Source organism: Paraliomyxa miuraensis (assembly GCF_026337845.1).
Classification (GTDB): domain Bacteria; phylum Myxococcota_A; class Polyangia; order Nannocystales; family Nannocystaceae; genus Paraliomyxa; species Paraliomyxa miuraensis.
The window spans coordinates 447,148-461,199 of record NZ_JAOVZF010000163.1 but is presented as its reverse complement, the minus strand read 5'-3'; the positions used below and the strand labels follow the sequence as shown (position 1 = coordinate 461,199).

Annotated in this window: 16 protein-coding genes; 9 read left to right on the top strand and 7 right to left on the bottom strand. The window is 69.9% G+C overall.

Annotated elements, in window-relative coordinates; translation table 11 throughout:
* Nucleotides 1-19: 19 nt before the first annotated feature.
* Entirely contained in the window at nucleotides 20-880 is an 861-nt protein-coding gene (locus tag OEB96_RS42035) for a hypothetical protein (protein WP_266222593.1), read from the bottom strand.
* 66 nt (nucleotides 881-946) lie between these two features.
* Here OEB96_RS42035 and miaE point away from each other — a divergent pair, with 66 nt between their 5' ends.
* Nucleotides 947-1,564 (top strand): tRNA-(ms[2]io[6]A)-hydroxylase, encoded by a 618-nt coding sequence (miaE, locus tag OEB96_RS42030; RefSeq protein ID WP_266222592.1) that lies wholly within the window; start codon nucleotides 947-949, stop codon nucleotides 1,562-1,564.
* 18 nt (nucleotides 1,565-1,582) lie between these two features.
* Here miaE and OEB96_RS42025 read toward each other — a convergent pair whose 3' ends face one another.
* Nucleotides 1,583-2,986, bottom strand: coding sequence for an AAA family ATPase (locus tag OEB96_RS42025; protein WP_266222591.1), 1,404 nt, complete (start codon nucleotides 2,984-2,986; stop codon nucleotides 1,583-1,585).
* Between the two features lie 302 nt (nucleotides 2,987-3,288).
* Between OEB96_RS42025 and OEB96_RS42020 the strand changes: the two genes are divergently transcribed.
* The 4 genes from OEB96_RS42020 (at nucleotide 3,289) to OEB96_RS42005 (ending at nucleotide 6,532) form a co-directional block, all read left to right on the top strand.
* The gene (locus OEB96_RS42020; protein ID WP_266222590.1) at nucleotides 3,289-3,759 is read left to right on the top strand and encodes a VOC family protein; all 471 of its coding nucleotides are present in this window, start codon (nucleotides 3,289-3,291) and stop codon (nucleotides 3,757-3,759) included.
* A 37-nt stretch (nucleotides 3,760-3,796) separates the two neighbouring features.
* A complete protein-coding gene (pip, locus tag OEB96_RS42015; RefSeq protein WP_266222589.1) occupies nucleotides 3,797-4,750 on the top strand; it encodes a prolyl aminopeptidase in 954 nt (317 codons plus the stop codon).
* 61 nt (nucleotides 4,751-4,811) lie between these two features.
* Nucleotides 4,812-5,765, top strand: a complete 954-nt coding sequence (gene pip / locus OEB96_RS42010; protein ID WP_266222588.1) for a prolyl aminopeptidase — start codon at nucleotides 4,812-4,814, stop codon at nucleotides 5,763-5,765.
* Nucleotides 5,766-5,878: 113 nt separating this feature from the next.
* Nucleotides 5,879-6,532: an acetyl-CoA carboxylase biotin carboxylase subunit family protein gene (locus OEB96_RS42005; RefSeq protein ID WP_266222587.1), complete on the top strand. Its 654-nt coding sequence runs from the start codon at nucleotides 5,879-5,881 to the stop codon at nucleotides 6,530-6,532.
* Nucleotides 6,533-6,571: 39 nt separating this feature from the next.
* On the opposite strand, the gene OEB96_RS42000 is transcribed toward OEB96_RS42005, so the two are convergent.
* The gene (locus OEB96_RS42000) at nucleotides 6,572-6,697 is read right to left on the bottom strand and encodes a hypothetical protein (RefSeq protein ID WP_266222586.1); all 126 of its coding nucleotides are present in this window, start codon (nucleotides 6,695-6,697) and stop codon (nucleotides 6,572-6,574) included.
* Between the two features lie 532 nt (nucleotides 6,698-7,229).
* Nucleotides 7,230-8,228, bottom strand: a complete 999-nt coding sequence (gene hemB, locus OEB96_RS41995; protein ID WP_266222585.1) for a porphobilinogen synthase — start codon at nucleotides 8,226-8,228, stop codon at nucleotides 7,230-7,232.
* Nucleotides 8,229-8,426: 198 nt separating this feature from the next.
* Between hemB and OEB96_RS41990 the strand changes: the two genes are divergently transcribed.
* Entirely contained in the window at nucleotides 8,427-8,783 is a 357-nt protein-coding gene (locus OEB96_RS41990) for a response regulator (protein WP_266222584.1), read from the top strand.
* A gap of 28 nt (nucleotides 8,784-8,811) precedes the next feature.
* On the opposite strand, the gene OEB96_RS41985 is transcribed toward OEB96_RS41990, so the two are convergent.
* A complete protein-coding gene (locus OEB96_RS41985) occupies nucleotides 8,812-9,471 on the bottom strand; it encodes a DNA-3-methyladenine glycosylase (RefSeq protein ID WP_266222583.1) in 660 nt (219 codons plus the stop codon).
* 136 nt (nucleotides 9,472-9,607) lie between these two features.
* Between OEB96_RS41985 and OEB96_RS41980 the strand changes: the two genes are divergently transcribed.
* On the top strand, nucleotides 9,608-11,164 hold the full coding sequence (locus tag OEB96_RS41980) for a DUF4215 domain-containing protein (RefSeq protein WP_266222582.1): 1,557 nt from the start codon (nucleotides 9,608-9,610) through the stop codon (nucleotides 11,162-11,164).
* 7 nt (nucleotides 11,165-11,171) lie between these two features.
* On the opposite strand, the gene OEB96_RS41975 is transcribed toward OEB96_RS41980, so the two are convergent.
* Complete coding sequence (locus OEB96_RS41975; RefSeq protein ID WP_266222581.1) at nucleotides 11,172-12,179, bottom strand: hypothetical protein; 1,008 nt, start codon at nucleotides 12,177-12,179, stop codon at nucleotides 11,172-11,174.
* 58 nt (nucleotides 12,180-12,237) lie between these two features.
* Here OEB96_RS41975 and OEB96_RS41970 point away from each other — a divergent pair, with 58 nt between their 5' ends.
* Nucleotides 12,238-12,693 (top strand): PaaI family thioesterase, encoded by a 456-nt coding sequence (locus OEB96_RS41970; RefSeq protein WP_266222580.1) that lies wholly within the window; start codon nucleotides 12,238-12,240, stop codon nucleotides 12,691-12,693.
* 45 nt (nucleotides 12,694-12,738) lie between these two features.
* Here OEB96_RS41970 and OEB96_RS41965 read toward each other — a convergent pair whose 3' ends face one another.
* Nucleotides 12,739-13,050, bottom strand: coding sequence for a hypothetical protein (locus OEB96_RS41965; RefSeq protein WP_266222579.1), 312 nt, complete (start codon nucleotides 13,048-13,050; stop codon nucleotides 12,739-12,741).
* Between the two features lie 192 nt (nucleotides 13,051-13,242).
* On the opposite strand from OEB96_RS41965, the gene OEB96_RS41960 reads away from it, so the two are divergent.
* Nucleotides 13,243-14,040, top strand: coding sequence for a hypothetical protein (locus OEB96_RS41960; protein WP_266222578.1), 798 nt, complete (start codon nucleotides 13,243-13,245; stop codon nucleotides 14,038-14,040).
* The last annotated feature ends 12 nt before the right edge of the window (nucleotides 14,041-14,052 follow it).

Genomic DNA, 14,052 nt, shown 5'->3' with positions numbered 1-14,052 from the left:
TGGCCGCTTCCGAACCTGGCTAGCGCCCGGGACGGGCGACCGGATCGGATGGACGGAGCTCGAGCGAGGCGCTGCGGTGGCCGGCCACGTCGTGGAAGGCTCCGCCTTGCACCGACAGGGCGTCGATCGGCGCGGGATCGTCCACGCACAGGTCGAGCACGTTGTCCTGCCCCGCCTCGCCGTGCTCGGTCTCGTGGTCGTCGAAGCGCACGGGGCTCACGAGCGCGCCGCCGTGCAGCCGCACCCGAATGCGCGAGAGATCGTCGGCTTCCACGCCGCGCAGCTCGTCGGTCCAGTAGGTCCGCAGGGTCTGCGCCACGCCCTCGCAGCGCTGCGGGGCGGGGGGCAGGACCTGCAGCGCCACGACGTAGGGTGGCGCGGCAGACGGGGTCACGGGAGCACCCAGGCCCTGCAGCAAGCGGCCATCCTCCGACCACAGCGATCCGGCGATCGCCACGTGCGAGGGCTCTTGGCCGGGCTCCCCGAACTCGCCGATGAGCAGCACCGTGCGGTTCTCGTCGTCCTCGCTGGCCGGTGCGAGGATCGCTTGCTCCGGCCACACGGGGCCGGCGGAGGTTCGGCTGATCACGAACGCCCGAGGCCGCAGCGAGGCGGCGTCGAGCTCGGCGTCGAGCACCAGGAGGATGCCGTCCTTGCCACCGAGCTCGGGATCGTCGACGCGAGCGAGGTGGGCGGAGAGGATCGATGGTGGAGCGGCGGCAGGCTCGCGGGGCGCCGGGGCGGGAGGCTGGATGCGGGGTGGCGGGGCGGGCGGGCGGCAGGCCCCGAGCCCGCACAGCCCGAGCCCGCACAGCAGGACGGTCGAGCTGCTCCACGGGGAGACGTGCCCCCATCGGGGCGTGGGCCTGGTGTCGTGCACCGCGGGCGATGGTAGCAGTCCGGGCGGGCGTCCCGGCCATCGCGTGCGGTATCCTCCGCGGCCGTCGTGCTCCACCTGCGCTCGCACAGCTCGCCCGAGTGGCCGGGTTGGGCCCTGGCCCACCTCGACGAGATCCTCCTCGATCATGCGCACTGCGAGAAGAAGGCGGCGTCCACCGCCATCAACCTGATCTTTCGCTACACGCAGCACGAGTCGCTCATGGAGCCGCTGTCGGCGCTGGCGCGCGAGGAGCTCGAGCACTTCGAGCTGGTGCTGGGTCACCTGCGGCGACGGGGTCGGGCATTCGTGCGGCAGCAGCCCAGCGCCTATGCCTCGCGGTTGATGGAGGTCTGCCGCAAGCACGAGCCGGGCCGGGTGATCGACACGCTCCTGTGCTGCTCGATGATCGAGGCCCGCAGCTGCGAGCGAATGCAGCGGCTGCACGGGGCGCTCGCGGCCCGCTGCGACGCCGGGGCCGAGGATGCCGACCCCGCGCTGGCCCTGCTCTACGAGAGCCTGCTGGCCAGCGAGGCCCGGCACCATGCCACCTACGTCGACCTCGCGCGGGGGCTGCAGCTCGTGAGCGAGGACGAGCTGCGGGCGCGCCTCCACGAGATCGCCGAGCACGAGGCGAGCGTGGTGGCACGGGCGAGCGGAGAGCCACGCCTGCACGACGGGCCGTGAGCGGATATCGGTGCGTGATCAGGCATCCTCGGGGCCGGCACTTCGACACCCACCCTCCAGGTGTCTTAGCTCGAGCAGCCACGAGTATCTCCCCGTGAGCGCTCGCTGTGGCTCGTCGACGTCGATCCGTACTCCGGCGTCGTCCCGCAGCATGAGCGCCAGGTATTCCCACTGCAGCTCGCGGATCACTCGGTTCGGGATCTCCAGCTCGTACCCCATGGCGCTTCGCGGTGAGGTACCCATGGTCAGCATGCCCAAGAAGTAGAGCAGTGAGAGGAAGTGGGCATGGGACGCGAGGCTCTTGACCCCGAATTGCTCGACGATCTCGCTGCGGATCCGGCCCTCGCCCAGGATCGTCTGCAGCAGCATGCGGCGCTCGGCCACGGCGGTGCCGCTGAGCGCTCCGATGCGCTGCAGGTGGCCATACTCGGTGCGGACGTTGCGGTCGAGCATGCTCCGCGGCAGGCGCTTGCGCGCGGCGAGCTCCCGCAAGAAGTGGAGCACCATGTCCGAGTTGAAGACCCGCTCCGGTGCGTCCTCGGAGAATCGATAGCCGTCGTAGCAGGCCTCGAGCAGGTCGAGGAGGGCCCCCCGGTCGTCGATCCCCGGGCTCTCGGCGAGCTCCGGCCGCGCGGTCAAGAGCTCGTCCACTGCCCGGGTCACGTCCGGCCGCGTGAGGCCGGCCAGCGTGTTGAGCCCGACGTCGAGCGAGGCGTGGGTGGCGATGTTGAAGCCGCTCGAGAGGTCGTCGAGCATGAGCGGGGAGACGCCGGTGACGAACATCCTGGCCACCGCTCCCGACGTGGTGCCTGCCTTGAGCGTGGCATAGAAGGTGCGCACGAAGCCGGTCTTCGTGACGATCGCCTCGTACATGTCCTCTGCTCCTCCGGAGAGCAGACGGTTGGCGAAGTGATCGTACTCGTCGACGAGCAGGTAGATCTGGTGGGGCGTCGCGGCCACGACGTCGAGCACCATGCCGACGAGCCCCTCTGCGTCCTGGACGTCGTCGAGTCGTTCGTAGAGGTCGTCGAGCTCGGGCACGAGCCTGCGGTACCGGAGCAGGAACGTCCTCACCCGGTTGCGCACGGACTCGACCAACGTGCGCAGCAGCGCATCCGGGCCTCGATCGGTGGCCACGCTCGAGAAGTCGAGGGTGAGCACCAGATAGCGGCTTCGCTCCTCGGTCGGGTGCGCATGGACCCAGAGCCCCGCAAAGCGCCGGTCGAAGGCGTCCTTGCGGCCCAGGTCGTAGTAGTGCTCCAGCATGCTCACCAGCGTGGACTTGCCGAACCGCCGCGGGCGCAGGAACACCACGTGCTGGTATCCGGCCTCGAGCACCGCGAGGAATGGCGTCTTGTCGGCGTAGAAGAAGCCCCCGTCGCGAATCCGGCCGAAGTCGCTGATGCCGTAGGGGTTCTTCATGGCACGCCACCTCACGGGTGAGGCGTGACGAGCCTACCACCGACGAATGCGGGCCGCCGGGTGCGGGCGGCACCGCGACGAGCATGGGAGCAGGGGCCCGATCCCGACGGCAGGTCCTGATCGGCCGTGGCCGCAAGAAGGCCATGCGGGAGCACGGAGCCGGCTGGCAGGGCCTGTTGCAGGTCTGCCCGGAGCTTCGCGAGCACCGAGCGACTCGGCGCGGCCCACAATGACCCAACGGGTTCCGATACGACCCCCGCGCTCCCTTCCCCGCACGAGCCGCGCTACCCTTGCCCTCGCCCATGCCCGCGCCGCCCGATCGTCCCTTCCGCATCCTCGGTCTGCAGCAGGTCGCCATCGGCGGCCTCGATCAGCGGGCGATGCTCACGCTGTGGAACGACCTGCTCGGCGTGCCCATCCGCGGCAAGTACCGCAGCGAGAGCGAGAACGTCGACGAGGACATCCTCGTGCTCGGGCGCGGGCGCGGTGAGGTCGAGCTGGATCTCATGCGGCCGCTCGATCCGCAGGCGCGTCCGCGCGTGCACGAGCCGGCGCTGAACCACATTGGGCTGTGGGTCGACGATCTGCCCGCGGCCGTCGCGTGGCTCGAGCAGCGGGGAGTGCGCTTCACGCCCGGAGGCATTCGCAAGGGCGCCTCGGGGCACGATGTGTGCTTCATCCACCCCAAGGGCAACGAGCACTCGCCGATCGGAGGCCAGGGCGTGCTCATCGAGCTGGTGCAGGCACCAGCCGCGGTGGTGGACACGCTCTGATCCCGATCGCGGCTCCATCGCGGTATGCTCGCCGCCCATGCGCGGCCGTCGCAGCTTCTATCCCGAGATCGAGCCCTTCGACAGCGGCATGCTGTCGGTCTCCGACCTCCACACGATCTACTACGAGCAGTCCGGCAACCCGAACGGCAAGCCGGTGGTGTTCGTGCACGGCGGCCCGGGCGGCGGCACCGATCCCAAGCAGCGGCGCTTCTTCGATCCGCAAGCCTATCGGATCATCCTGTTCGACCAGCGCGGCTGCGGGCGCTCCACCCCCCACGCCGAGCTGCGCGACAACACCACCTGGCACCTCGTCTCCGACATGGAGGCGATTCGCGAGCGCCTCGGCATCGAGCGCTGGCAGGTGTTCGGCGGCTCGTGGGGCAGCACCCTGGCCCTGGCCTACGCCCAGAGGCACCCCGATCGCGTGACCGAGCTGGTGCTGCGCGGGATCTTCATGCTGCGCCAAAGGGAGCTCCACTGGTTCTACCAGGAGGGCGCGTCGGCGATCTTCCCCGACACCTGGGAGGGCTACCTCGCCGCGATCCCCAAGGAGGAGCACGGCGACCTCATGAAGGCCTACTATGCCCGGCTCACCAGCGACGACTCCACGGTGCGCCTGGCCGCGGCGCAGGCATGGAGCGTGTGGGAGGCGAGCACCAGCTTCCTGATGCAGAGCAAGGAGTACATGAGCCACGCGGGCGAGGACGAGTTCGCGCTGGCCTTCGCTCGCATCGAGTGCCACTACTTCGTCAACGGCGGCTTCTTCGAGGTCGAGGACCAGCTGCTGCGCGACGTGGGCAAGATCCGCCAGATCCCGGCCGTGATCGCACAGGGGCGCTACGACGTGGTGTGCCCGATGATGTCGGCCTGGGACCTGCATCGAGCCTGGCCCGAGGCGGAGCTCCACGTGGTGCCCGATGCCGGTCACTCGGCCTACGAGCCCGGGATCGTCGACGTGCTCATCGGGGCCACCGATCGCTTCCGGCCGTAGGCGACACCCCAGCCCGCCCAAGACCCTTGTCGGACCGGGAGCGGGCTGACAAAGTGCCCCCGTGAGCGGAGCGCGGAGCCTCTACCCCGAGATCGAGCCCTACGACTCCGGCAAGCTGCGGGTCTCCGAGCTGCACGAACTCTACTACGAGCAGTGCGGCAACCCGGACGGCAAGCCGGTGGTCTTCTTGCACGGTGGTCCGGGCGGCGGCATCGAGCCCCGGCACCGACGCTTCTTCGACCCCGAGGCGTATCGCATCGTGCTGTTCGATCAGCGCGGCTGTGGTCGCTCCACACCCTACGCCTCGCTGGTCGACAACACCACGTGGCACCTGGTCGACGACATCGAGGCGCTGCGCGAGCACCTGGGGATCGAGCGTTGGCAGGTGTTCGGCGGCTCGTGGGGCAGCACGCTGGCGCTGGCCTATGCGCAGCGGCACCGCGAGCGCGTGACCGAGATGGTGCTGCGTGGGATCTTCACGTTCGCGCCCGACGAGGGCGCGTGGTTCTACGGCGGTGGCACGACGGCGCTGTTCCCCGACGCATGGGAGGGCTTCGTACACGCCATCCCCGAGGCGGAGCGCGACGATCTGGTGGGCGCCTACTACCGCCGCCTGACCGGCGACGACCCCGGCGTCCGTCGGGCCGCGGCCCGGGCCTGGAGCGAGTGGGAGTGCAGGGTGGCGACGCTGCTGCCCGACGAGGGGCTGGTCGCACACTGCGAGGACGCCAGCTTCACGCTGGCCTTTGCTCGCATCGAGTGCCACTACTTCGTCAACGAGGGGTTCTTCGACCCGCCCACGCAGCTGCTCGACGGCATGGAGGCGCTGCTGGGCATACCCGTGGTGATCGTGCACGGTCGCTACGACGTGATCTGCCCCCCGCGCAACGCCTGGCGGCTCCACCGGGCGTGGCCGGGCTCGCAGCTGTGCCTGGTGGAGGACGCGGGGCACTCGGCCAACGAGCCCGGCATCACGGCGGCCCTCGTGGCGGCGACCGATCGGTTCAGGGGGTAGGCCGGCTCCGGAGCCCGGCTCTCTTGGGCGCCCGGTTCGTGGGAATCCTCGATCCTGGGACGAGGCGGAGGATTGACTTGCGTCCCGGGGCGCCCGTGAACGAGCATTCGGTCATGTCTCGGCTCTGGCTCCCCACCGTCTTGCTGCTCGCCTGCACCACCAACGCGACCACCACGGAGGGGACGACGCCGCCATCGGGCAGCGCGGCGGCGGCAACGGCCGATGGGGCGGCGCCCGCCCATGCGCTCGATGCCGAGCTGGTCCAGACGGCAACGGCCGCATCCAAGGTCGAGAAGGTGAAGCTCCGCGTCGATGCGCAGGGCAACCTGGTCAAGCAGGCGCTCTACCACGACGATGCCGCCTCGATCCCCGCCCCCGTGATCGAGCTGGCCAAGTCCAAGTGGCCCAAGGCCACCATCACGCGCTACGAGACCGAACTCTATGCCGATCGCGGTCGCGTGTACGAGGTCGAGGTGGATGACGGCGGGACCCTCTGCGAGGTGGCGGCCAGCCCCGAGGGCGCAGAGGTCTATACGGAGTGCCGCGTCGATCCCGCGAGCCTATCGGCCGAGCTCAAGGCCGCCATCGAGCAGACCGCTCCCGGCGGCAAGATCCTCGAGGCCGAGACCAAGAAGGGTCCCGAGGTCGACGAGGTGACGGTCGAGGTCGAGCACGGGGGGCGCGAGCTCTACCTTCGCATGCGTCCGGACGGCTCGGTCATCCAGACCTTGCAGAGGATTCCGGCGATCGTCGAGATCCCCCTCTAGTCGAGCGGCGCCTGGCGACGTCGGCCCTGCGGGGCCGGGTCACTCCCCGTCGTTGCCGCTGCGGTAGCGCTCGATCTCTCGGACCAGCGGATCATTGGGGGGAAGCGTCTGATGCAAGAACGCGTGGTGACGTACCTGCGTCTCCTCGCGCTCGCGTCGAGCCACGGCAGTGTCACTCCCGACGGGTTTGGTTGCCATCGGGGTCGCTGGCACGGGAGCCGCTGCAACCGGAGCGGCCCCAGTGTCACGACGCTTGGTGCGCTGCGGCACTGCGGACAGCAGGTCATCCGGCTCGATTGTCAGAATGCGAACCCGTGAAGCCACCGCGATCCCCCTCACCCATTTGTAAGTGGAAGCGGCCCAGTGGGGCAAGCCCTCATTCGCCTGTCCACTGCGGTTCGGCTCGCTCATGTTCTGTGGGATGCGCGATCGCCCGGGCTGGTTCGTGCCGCGGTTGGTGACGCCCGTGGCCCCGGGCGGCTGTTTCCATGCCGGAGGCGATGGAGCATGGACGATCCCCTCCGTCCGGCGGCTGCGCCGCCATCAGTGTGAGGGTTCCTCTGGTGGCAGCAGCCCCGTCAGAGGTCCTTGCCTACACAGCAGCGATTGTGTGGAAAGCCGCCTCTTCGCGGGGCCATTGTGTTCCACCCGGCGAGGCCGAGGTCTCGACGGTACGAGCGGTTCCGACTCGACCGGATCAGGCCTCGCCGGCGAGCCATTCGCCCACCTGACGGGCGTAGTACGTGAGCACCACGTCGGCCCCGGCGCGGCGAATGCCGAGCAGGCTCTCGGTGACCACGCGGCGCTCGTCGAGCCAGCCGCGCAGGGCGGCTGCCTTGAGCATCGCGTACTCGCCGCTGACCTGATACGCCGCGATGGGGAGGGTGCTGTGCTCCCGGAGCAGCCGGACCACGTCGAGATAGGGCCCCGCCGGCTTGACCATCAGCATGTCGGCGCCCTCGGCCTCGTCGAGCGCGGCCTCGCGGATGGCCTCGCGCGCGTTGGCCGGGTCCATCTGGTAGGTCTTCTTGTCGCCGCTCTTGGGCGCCGAATCGAGCGCCTCGCGGAATGGCCCGTAGAATGCAGACGCGTACTTGGCGGTGTACGCGAGGATCGAGACCTCGGAGAAGCCCTCGTCGTCGAGCGCCTCTCGGATCGCGCCCACGCGACCGTCCATCATGTCGCTGGGGGCGATGACATCGGCCCCGGCTCGCGCCTGGCACAGCGCCTGGCGGCACAGCACCTCGACCGTCTCGTCGTTGAGGATGCGGCCATCGGGGGCCACGATGCCGTCGTGTCCGTCCGATGAGTACGGATCGAGCGCAACGTCGGTGATGATCATCAGCTCGGGCCACCGATTCTTGAGCTGCTCGATCACGCGTGGCACGAGCCCGTCGTCGTTGTAGGACTCGGTACCCGTGGGATCCTTGAGCGCATCGTCGATCGCGGGGAACAGCGCCACCATGCGCACGCCCACGCCATGGGCTCGCTCCACCTCGGCGAGCAGGCCCGCCACCGAGCACCGAGAGCAGCCCGGCATCGAGCCGATGGGGATTTCGCCGTCGCCGTCGTGCACGAACAGCGGCAGCACGAGGTGCTCGGGGCCGAAGGCCGTCTCGCGCACCGCGTCGCGGATCGCGGCCGACTTGCGGTTGCGGCGGGGTCGCTCGCGGAGGAACAGGCGGCGCTGGGTCATGATCGAGCCCGACGCTATCAGGCCTCACCGGAGCCCGCACCCCCCGGCCCGACCCGCACCGGCCCCCGAATTGGCCCTTGCGCCAGAGCCGCGAGGCGAGGCGTCGATGGGCCACGGCGCGATGCGTGCTGGCACTGCGGCAAGGATTGCCGTCACGTGGCATCGCACGTCCACCCCCCGCCCGGCATACTGTGCAGCATGACCCTCGTGCTCGTCGTCGACGACGATCCCGGCGCTCGCCTGGCACTGGAGGACGTCCTCACGGAGGAGGGCTACGAGGTGATGGTGGCCGAGGATGGCCGTCGTGCGCTGGCGCAGCTCGAAGGGCGGACGCCGCACCTGCTGCTCACCGATCTCGAGATGCCCGAGGTCGACGGCGAGCAGCTGATCGCGAGCGTGCGCAACAGCCACCCCGGGCTCCCCATCCTCGTCATCACCTCGCGCGTCGTCAGCGACGTGCACCGCGAGGCCGAGCGGCTGGGCGCGGTGGGCTTCTTGAACAAGCCCCTCGACATCGACGTGCTGCTCGATCGGCTCAGGTCGGCGCTCGCATGAGCACCCCGAGCGGGTCGGCGTCCTCGCGCTACTGGTTCGACTGCTTTGGGCTCGACTGCTTTGGGCTCGACTGCTTCGGTGGGGGCGGGCGAAGGCCGCCGCGCTGGGTCACCCATCGCGAGCTCGCGTCGGCGAAGCGCCACGGCAGGCGTTGGTGCTCGGGCTCCGCGAAGTCGATCCCCACGCGGGGGCCCCTCGCGATCTCCGCAGGCGTGGGACCGGGACACAGGTAGAGGTCGCCGGGACGGTGGAGCGGGTGCCCCGACCAGTCGGTGTGCAGGTCCAGCGCCTGCCCCACCTTGCCCGGCCCCGCCAGCAACGCGGGCCCCGACCTGCTCCTCGTTTGGCCCCCACGCCGGGCCTGGATCGTCGGCAGGCCCTCCACGGGCTCGCACGATCGAATCAACACGGCCTGCGCGTCACCATCGGCTCCGGTGACCACGTTGAGCATCGTGTGCACGCCGTAGCACAGGTACACGTAGGCGCGTCCGGGCGGTCCCCACAGGGCGTCGTTGCGCTCGGTCCGGCCGGAGCGCGCATGGCATGCGGTGTCGCCCGGCCACCGGTAGGCCTCGACCTCGGTGATGCGCAGCACCACGCCGTCGCGACACAGCAGCTGCCCCAGCAGCGCGGGCGCGACCTCGAGGACGTCACGGGCGAAGAAGCGCAGCGGCAGCGGTCGGGGCACCGAGGTCGATGGTGGCCAGTCGCGGTGGCGACATCAAGGGCCATGATGGCGCTACCCTCGGCAGGTACACCGCTCGCGTGGCAGGGCGAAGACGCGCGGGTGCTCCAGGCCGTGCGTAGCTGATAGCATGGCCGAGATGACGGGTCGGTACTCCCTTCGGCTGGTGCTCGTAGGCTCGATGTCGATGCTCGCTGCGTGTCCGGAAGACACGACGCCCAGCGGCACCGCGGGCAGCGGCTCGGCCACGAGCGACGGCTCCACGACCACCGGCGGGGTCACCACGTTCGATCCGAGCTCGGGCACGACCGTCGTGGAGACCGGCGATGGCAGCACGACCGTCGCGGCCGACGACACCAGCAGCGACTCCACCGGGCCCGTCGCCGAGTGCGGCAACGGAGTGCTCGAGGGAGACGAGGTCTGCGACGGGGACGTGCTGTCCGGGGAGACCTGCGAGTCGCAGGGCTTCGATCAGGGGACCCTGGCCTGTGCGGCCGATTGCACCGGCTACGACGACTCGGGCTGCTCCTTCGTCAACTGCGGCGACAACGTGCTCGCGGGCAAGGAGCAGTGCGATGGCAACGATCTCGGCGGGGCCTCCTGCGCCTCCGAGGGCTTCGACAGCGGCACGCTCTCCTGTGACGCTCGCTGCCTGCTCGACACCGGCGATTGCGGCACCTGCGGCAACGTGATCGTCGACGGCGACGAGGTCTGCGACGACATCGTACTGTTCGGTCAGACCTGTGTGTCGCAGGGCTTCGACAGCGGGCAGCTGGCGTGCATGCCCGATTGCCTGACCTACGACACCTCGGGGTGTGGCACCTGTGGCAACGACCTCATCGACGGCGACGAGGACTGCGACGGCATGCAGCTCGGCGGGGCCACCTGTGCCGCCGCGGGCTTCGACAGCGGCACCGTGGCGTGTGGATCCAGCTGTGCGTTCGACACCGAGGGCTGCGGCCTGTGCGGCAACGGCATCGTCGATGGCACCGAGCTGTGCGATGGCAACGCGGTGGCGGGGGCCACGTGCGGGGGCCAGGGCTTCGACAGCGGCCAGCTCACCTGCATGCCCGATTGCCTGACCTACGACACCTCGGGGTGCGGGATCTGTGGCAACGGGATCCTCGACGGCTTCGAGGTCTGCGACGACGGCAACCTCGTCGATGGCGACGGCTGTCCCAGCGACTGCGGCGGCGACAATCGCTACATCTTCGTCACCAGCCAGATGTTCAACGGCAACTTCGGGGGCCTGCTGGGCGCCGATGCCCAGTGCCAGGCGCTGGCCGTGGCGGCCGGCCTTCCGGGCACGTACATGGCGTGGTTGTCGACCGCGGCCGAGTCGCCCTCGACGCGCATGGTCCAGTCGGCCCAGCCCTACGTGCGGCCCGATGGGGTGCAGGTGGCGCCCAACTGGGCGGGGCTGGTCGATGGCACGCTCGATGCGCCGATCAACGTGACCGAGCTCGGCGGGCCACCGCCGATCGGCAACACCTCGTGCGCGGGTGGTGGGTTCCCGACCGTGTGGAGCTCGACCACCGCCAACGGGAACAGCGGCGGCACTTCGTGCGCCGACTGGACCTCCGTGGCGGGCGGCGGGCAGTGGGGGCGCGCCGACATGATCGACGGGTCGTGGAGCTCGTGGTGCTTCGGTGGCGTGTGCGACTGGGTGTCGCCGATCTACTGCGTGCAGCAGTGAGGGCGGCTCACTCGCAGGCCATCACCGAGTGCCCCAGCCACGGCTCCACCGTGAAGTCGACCCAGGGCTCCTCGAGCTTCCACAGCGAGTTGTCGTCCTCGTAGAGCACGATGTCGTCGTTGTCGCCGCTGGCGTACATGCCCCAGTGCCACTGACACAGGTCGGTGTCGCTGCGCGAGAACGTGGCGTCGACGAGCTCGGCGCCGTCCTGCCACACGTGCATGCGGCCTTCGTGGTAGTTGACGTAGATCGTGGTGCGAACCCACTGGCCCAGCGGAAACGAGGGGGCGTTCTCGGCAAACGTCACGGTGCCGCCGGTGTTGAGCACGTGCGCGGGGGTGATCCGGTTCGAGGGATCCTCGAGCCCCAGCGTGATCACGTTGTCGCTCCAGTCGCAGGCATTGTTGACGGTGAACGGGCTGAACCAGCGCCCGTTCTCGAACGGGTAGGGGACCTCGAGCCAGCTCCAGTAGGTGTTGATCACCCCATGGGGCGCATCGATGCCGCTGCCCGTGTTGGTATAGGCCTCGACCACGTCGTCGCCGTCGAACTGCAGGCCGCCGTAGCCGCGGTGCGATTCGGGCGTGACGCAGGTGATCTCCGAGCGGTTGGACCACGAGCCACTCACCGCTCGATCCATGGACAGCTCGTTGTAGTCGCAGGGGCCGCCCCAGTCGGCGCCGTAGGTGTTGGAGGTCCAGCGATCGTAGTCGCCGTTCTCGAAGTCCTCGAACCACAAGAGGCGCGCCTGTACGCACGCGCCGGTGGGTCCGGTGCTGCCGTCGTCGGCGCTGGTGCTCGGGTCCGACGACGTCGTGGAGGCGGTCGTGGTCGGGTTGGTCGTGGGATCGGCGGTGGTGCTCGGCGAGGACGTCGGCGAGGACGAGGTGGCGGAGGTCGCGCCCGTGGGGTCGTCATCGGTGGTGGCGCTGCCGTCGTCGCCGCACGCGATCGTGGCGAGGGCCAGCAGGAGTCCGAGCGCCGGGGTGCTCACGATGGTCGTGATGCTCGCCATGCGGGGATGGTAGCGCGGCTCGGGTTCGGGAGGCAGGCGGACGCGCTATGGTCTACCAGTGACCGAAGCCTCCGACCATACCGACATGATCAACGAGACGCGCGGCGGCTTCAACGAGGCGCTGGGGCTGCGGTTTACGCGGGTGACGAGCGACGAGGTGGTGGCCGAAGTCCCGGTGGGGCCGCACCTCTTGCAGCCGTATGGGCTGGTGCACGGGGGCGTGCTCGCGTCGATGGTGGAGACGCTGTGCTCGGTGGGGGCGGCCATCGATGCGATGGCGCGCGGCAAGACCACGGTGGGGCTCGAGAACAGCACGTCGTTCTTGCGAGCGACGCGGAGCGGGCGGCTCTTGGGACGGGCCACGCCCGTGCACCGCGGGCGGCGGACGCAGGTGTGGGGGGTGGAGATCCGCGACGACGCGGGCGAGCTGGTGGCCACCGGGCGGGTGCGGATGATGGTGCTCGACGAAGGCGCGGCGCTGGCCGGGAAGACGGTGGGGATGCAGACCGGGTGAGCCGCGGGCCCGCTGGCGTGGTCCCTGCTCCTTGCGGGTTCGGGCCTAGCAGGTGTTGGGGTTGCTCTCGCAGGTGGGCTCCGGGGGCGCGACGACGGTGAAGCACGTGTGGGCGCAGATGTCGGTGCATCCGTCGTGCTGCTTGCCCGACGCCAGGCACAGCGCCATGCAGGCCCAGTAGCACAGCACGTCTTCGGGGTGGTCGTCGTGGGTAGCGGGAGGGGTGGTCGTGGCGGGGTCGTGGGCCGCCGGGGGAGCGGGGGACGACTCGGGGATGAGGGTGGTCGCTGGTGCCGAGGTCGGGAGGAAGGCCACGGCGAGCGAGAGGGTGACGAGGAGAGAGGAGGCTCGAAGCATGGCGGCAGTCTGCGCCGCGAGGCGAGGCCGGCAACGCCGGGGCTGCACGATCCACGCGGTCGCGCTGGCTGCGCGGGCCATGCCCCGCAAAAGGGAACGATCGTCGACCGATCGAATCGTCCGACGTCGACACTCGTGGCGCAGAGACGGACGATGCGACGATATTGGTTGATTGGCTTGGGTGTGATGGCGATGGTGACGGGATGCGACAAGTTCGGCATGGGTGGCGACGGGTCGAGCGGTCCCGGCATGTCGGAGAGCTCGGCGGGGGGTGGCACCACGGGGGGCGGGACGGGCGGCACCGGTACGAGCGGCCTGAGCGGTACCGGCCAGCTGCCCTCGTCGACGAGCGGCTTCGGCACCGAAGGTTGCGGAACCGATGAAACGGCCGCCGATCCGTGGGGCGACGAGGACGGCTGCGGCGGCGGGCTGCCGACGAGCTCGCCGTGGGACGTGGGCAACGGCGGGAACTGCTGGGGGCAGACCGACCGCTGGAACGAGAGCTGCGAGGAGGAGCCTTGTCTCGACTACGACTGCCACTCTCCGTCGCCGTGCGGTCCGGTGACGTTCGGCGAGTGCAGTGGTGGCGGCGGTGGCGGTGGCGGTGGTGGTACCAGCGGTGGCACCGATGGAGGTGAGGCGACGACCGGCGGGCCCGAGCTCGAGGTCGACGACCCTGCCGCGCTCGAGTGCATCCTCGAGGCGCTGCGCGATCACGTGCCGATCCGCTTTACGATCAACGACTGCGAGTCGCCGTCGGAGCTGAGCACGACCTACGAGGTCGTCGCCAACGGCCTCGTGATCACCACGACCAGCGAAGCCTATGGCGACAACCACTTCCGCGAGCAGCGAATCTCGACGTTCAACGAGGGGTACGACTTCGACGACTGCGTCGGCGCGGGCGTGAGCAACTACGAGAAGCGGTTCTGCGTGGGGTTGGCCGACGGGGGGCCGTGCCCGGTCGGGCCGGTGGCTTGCCCGGAGGAGTGATGGGGCGGGGGG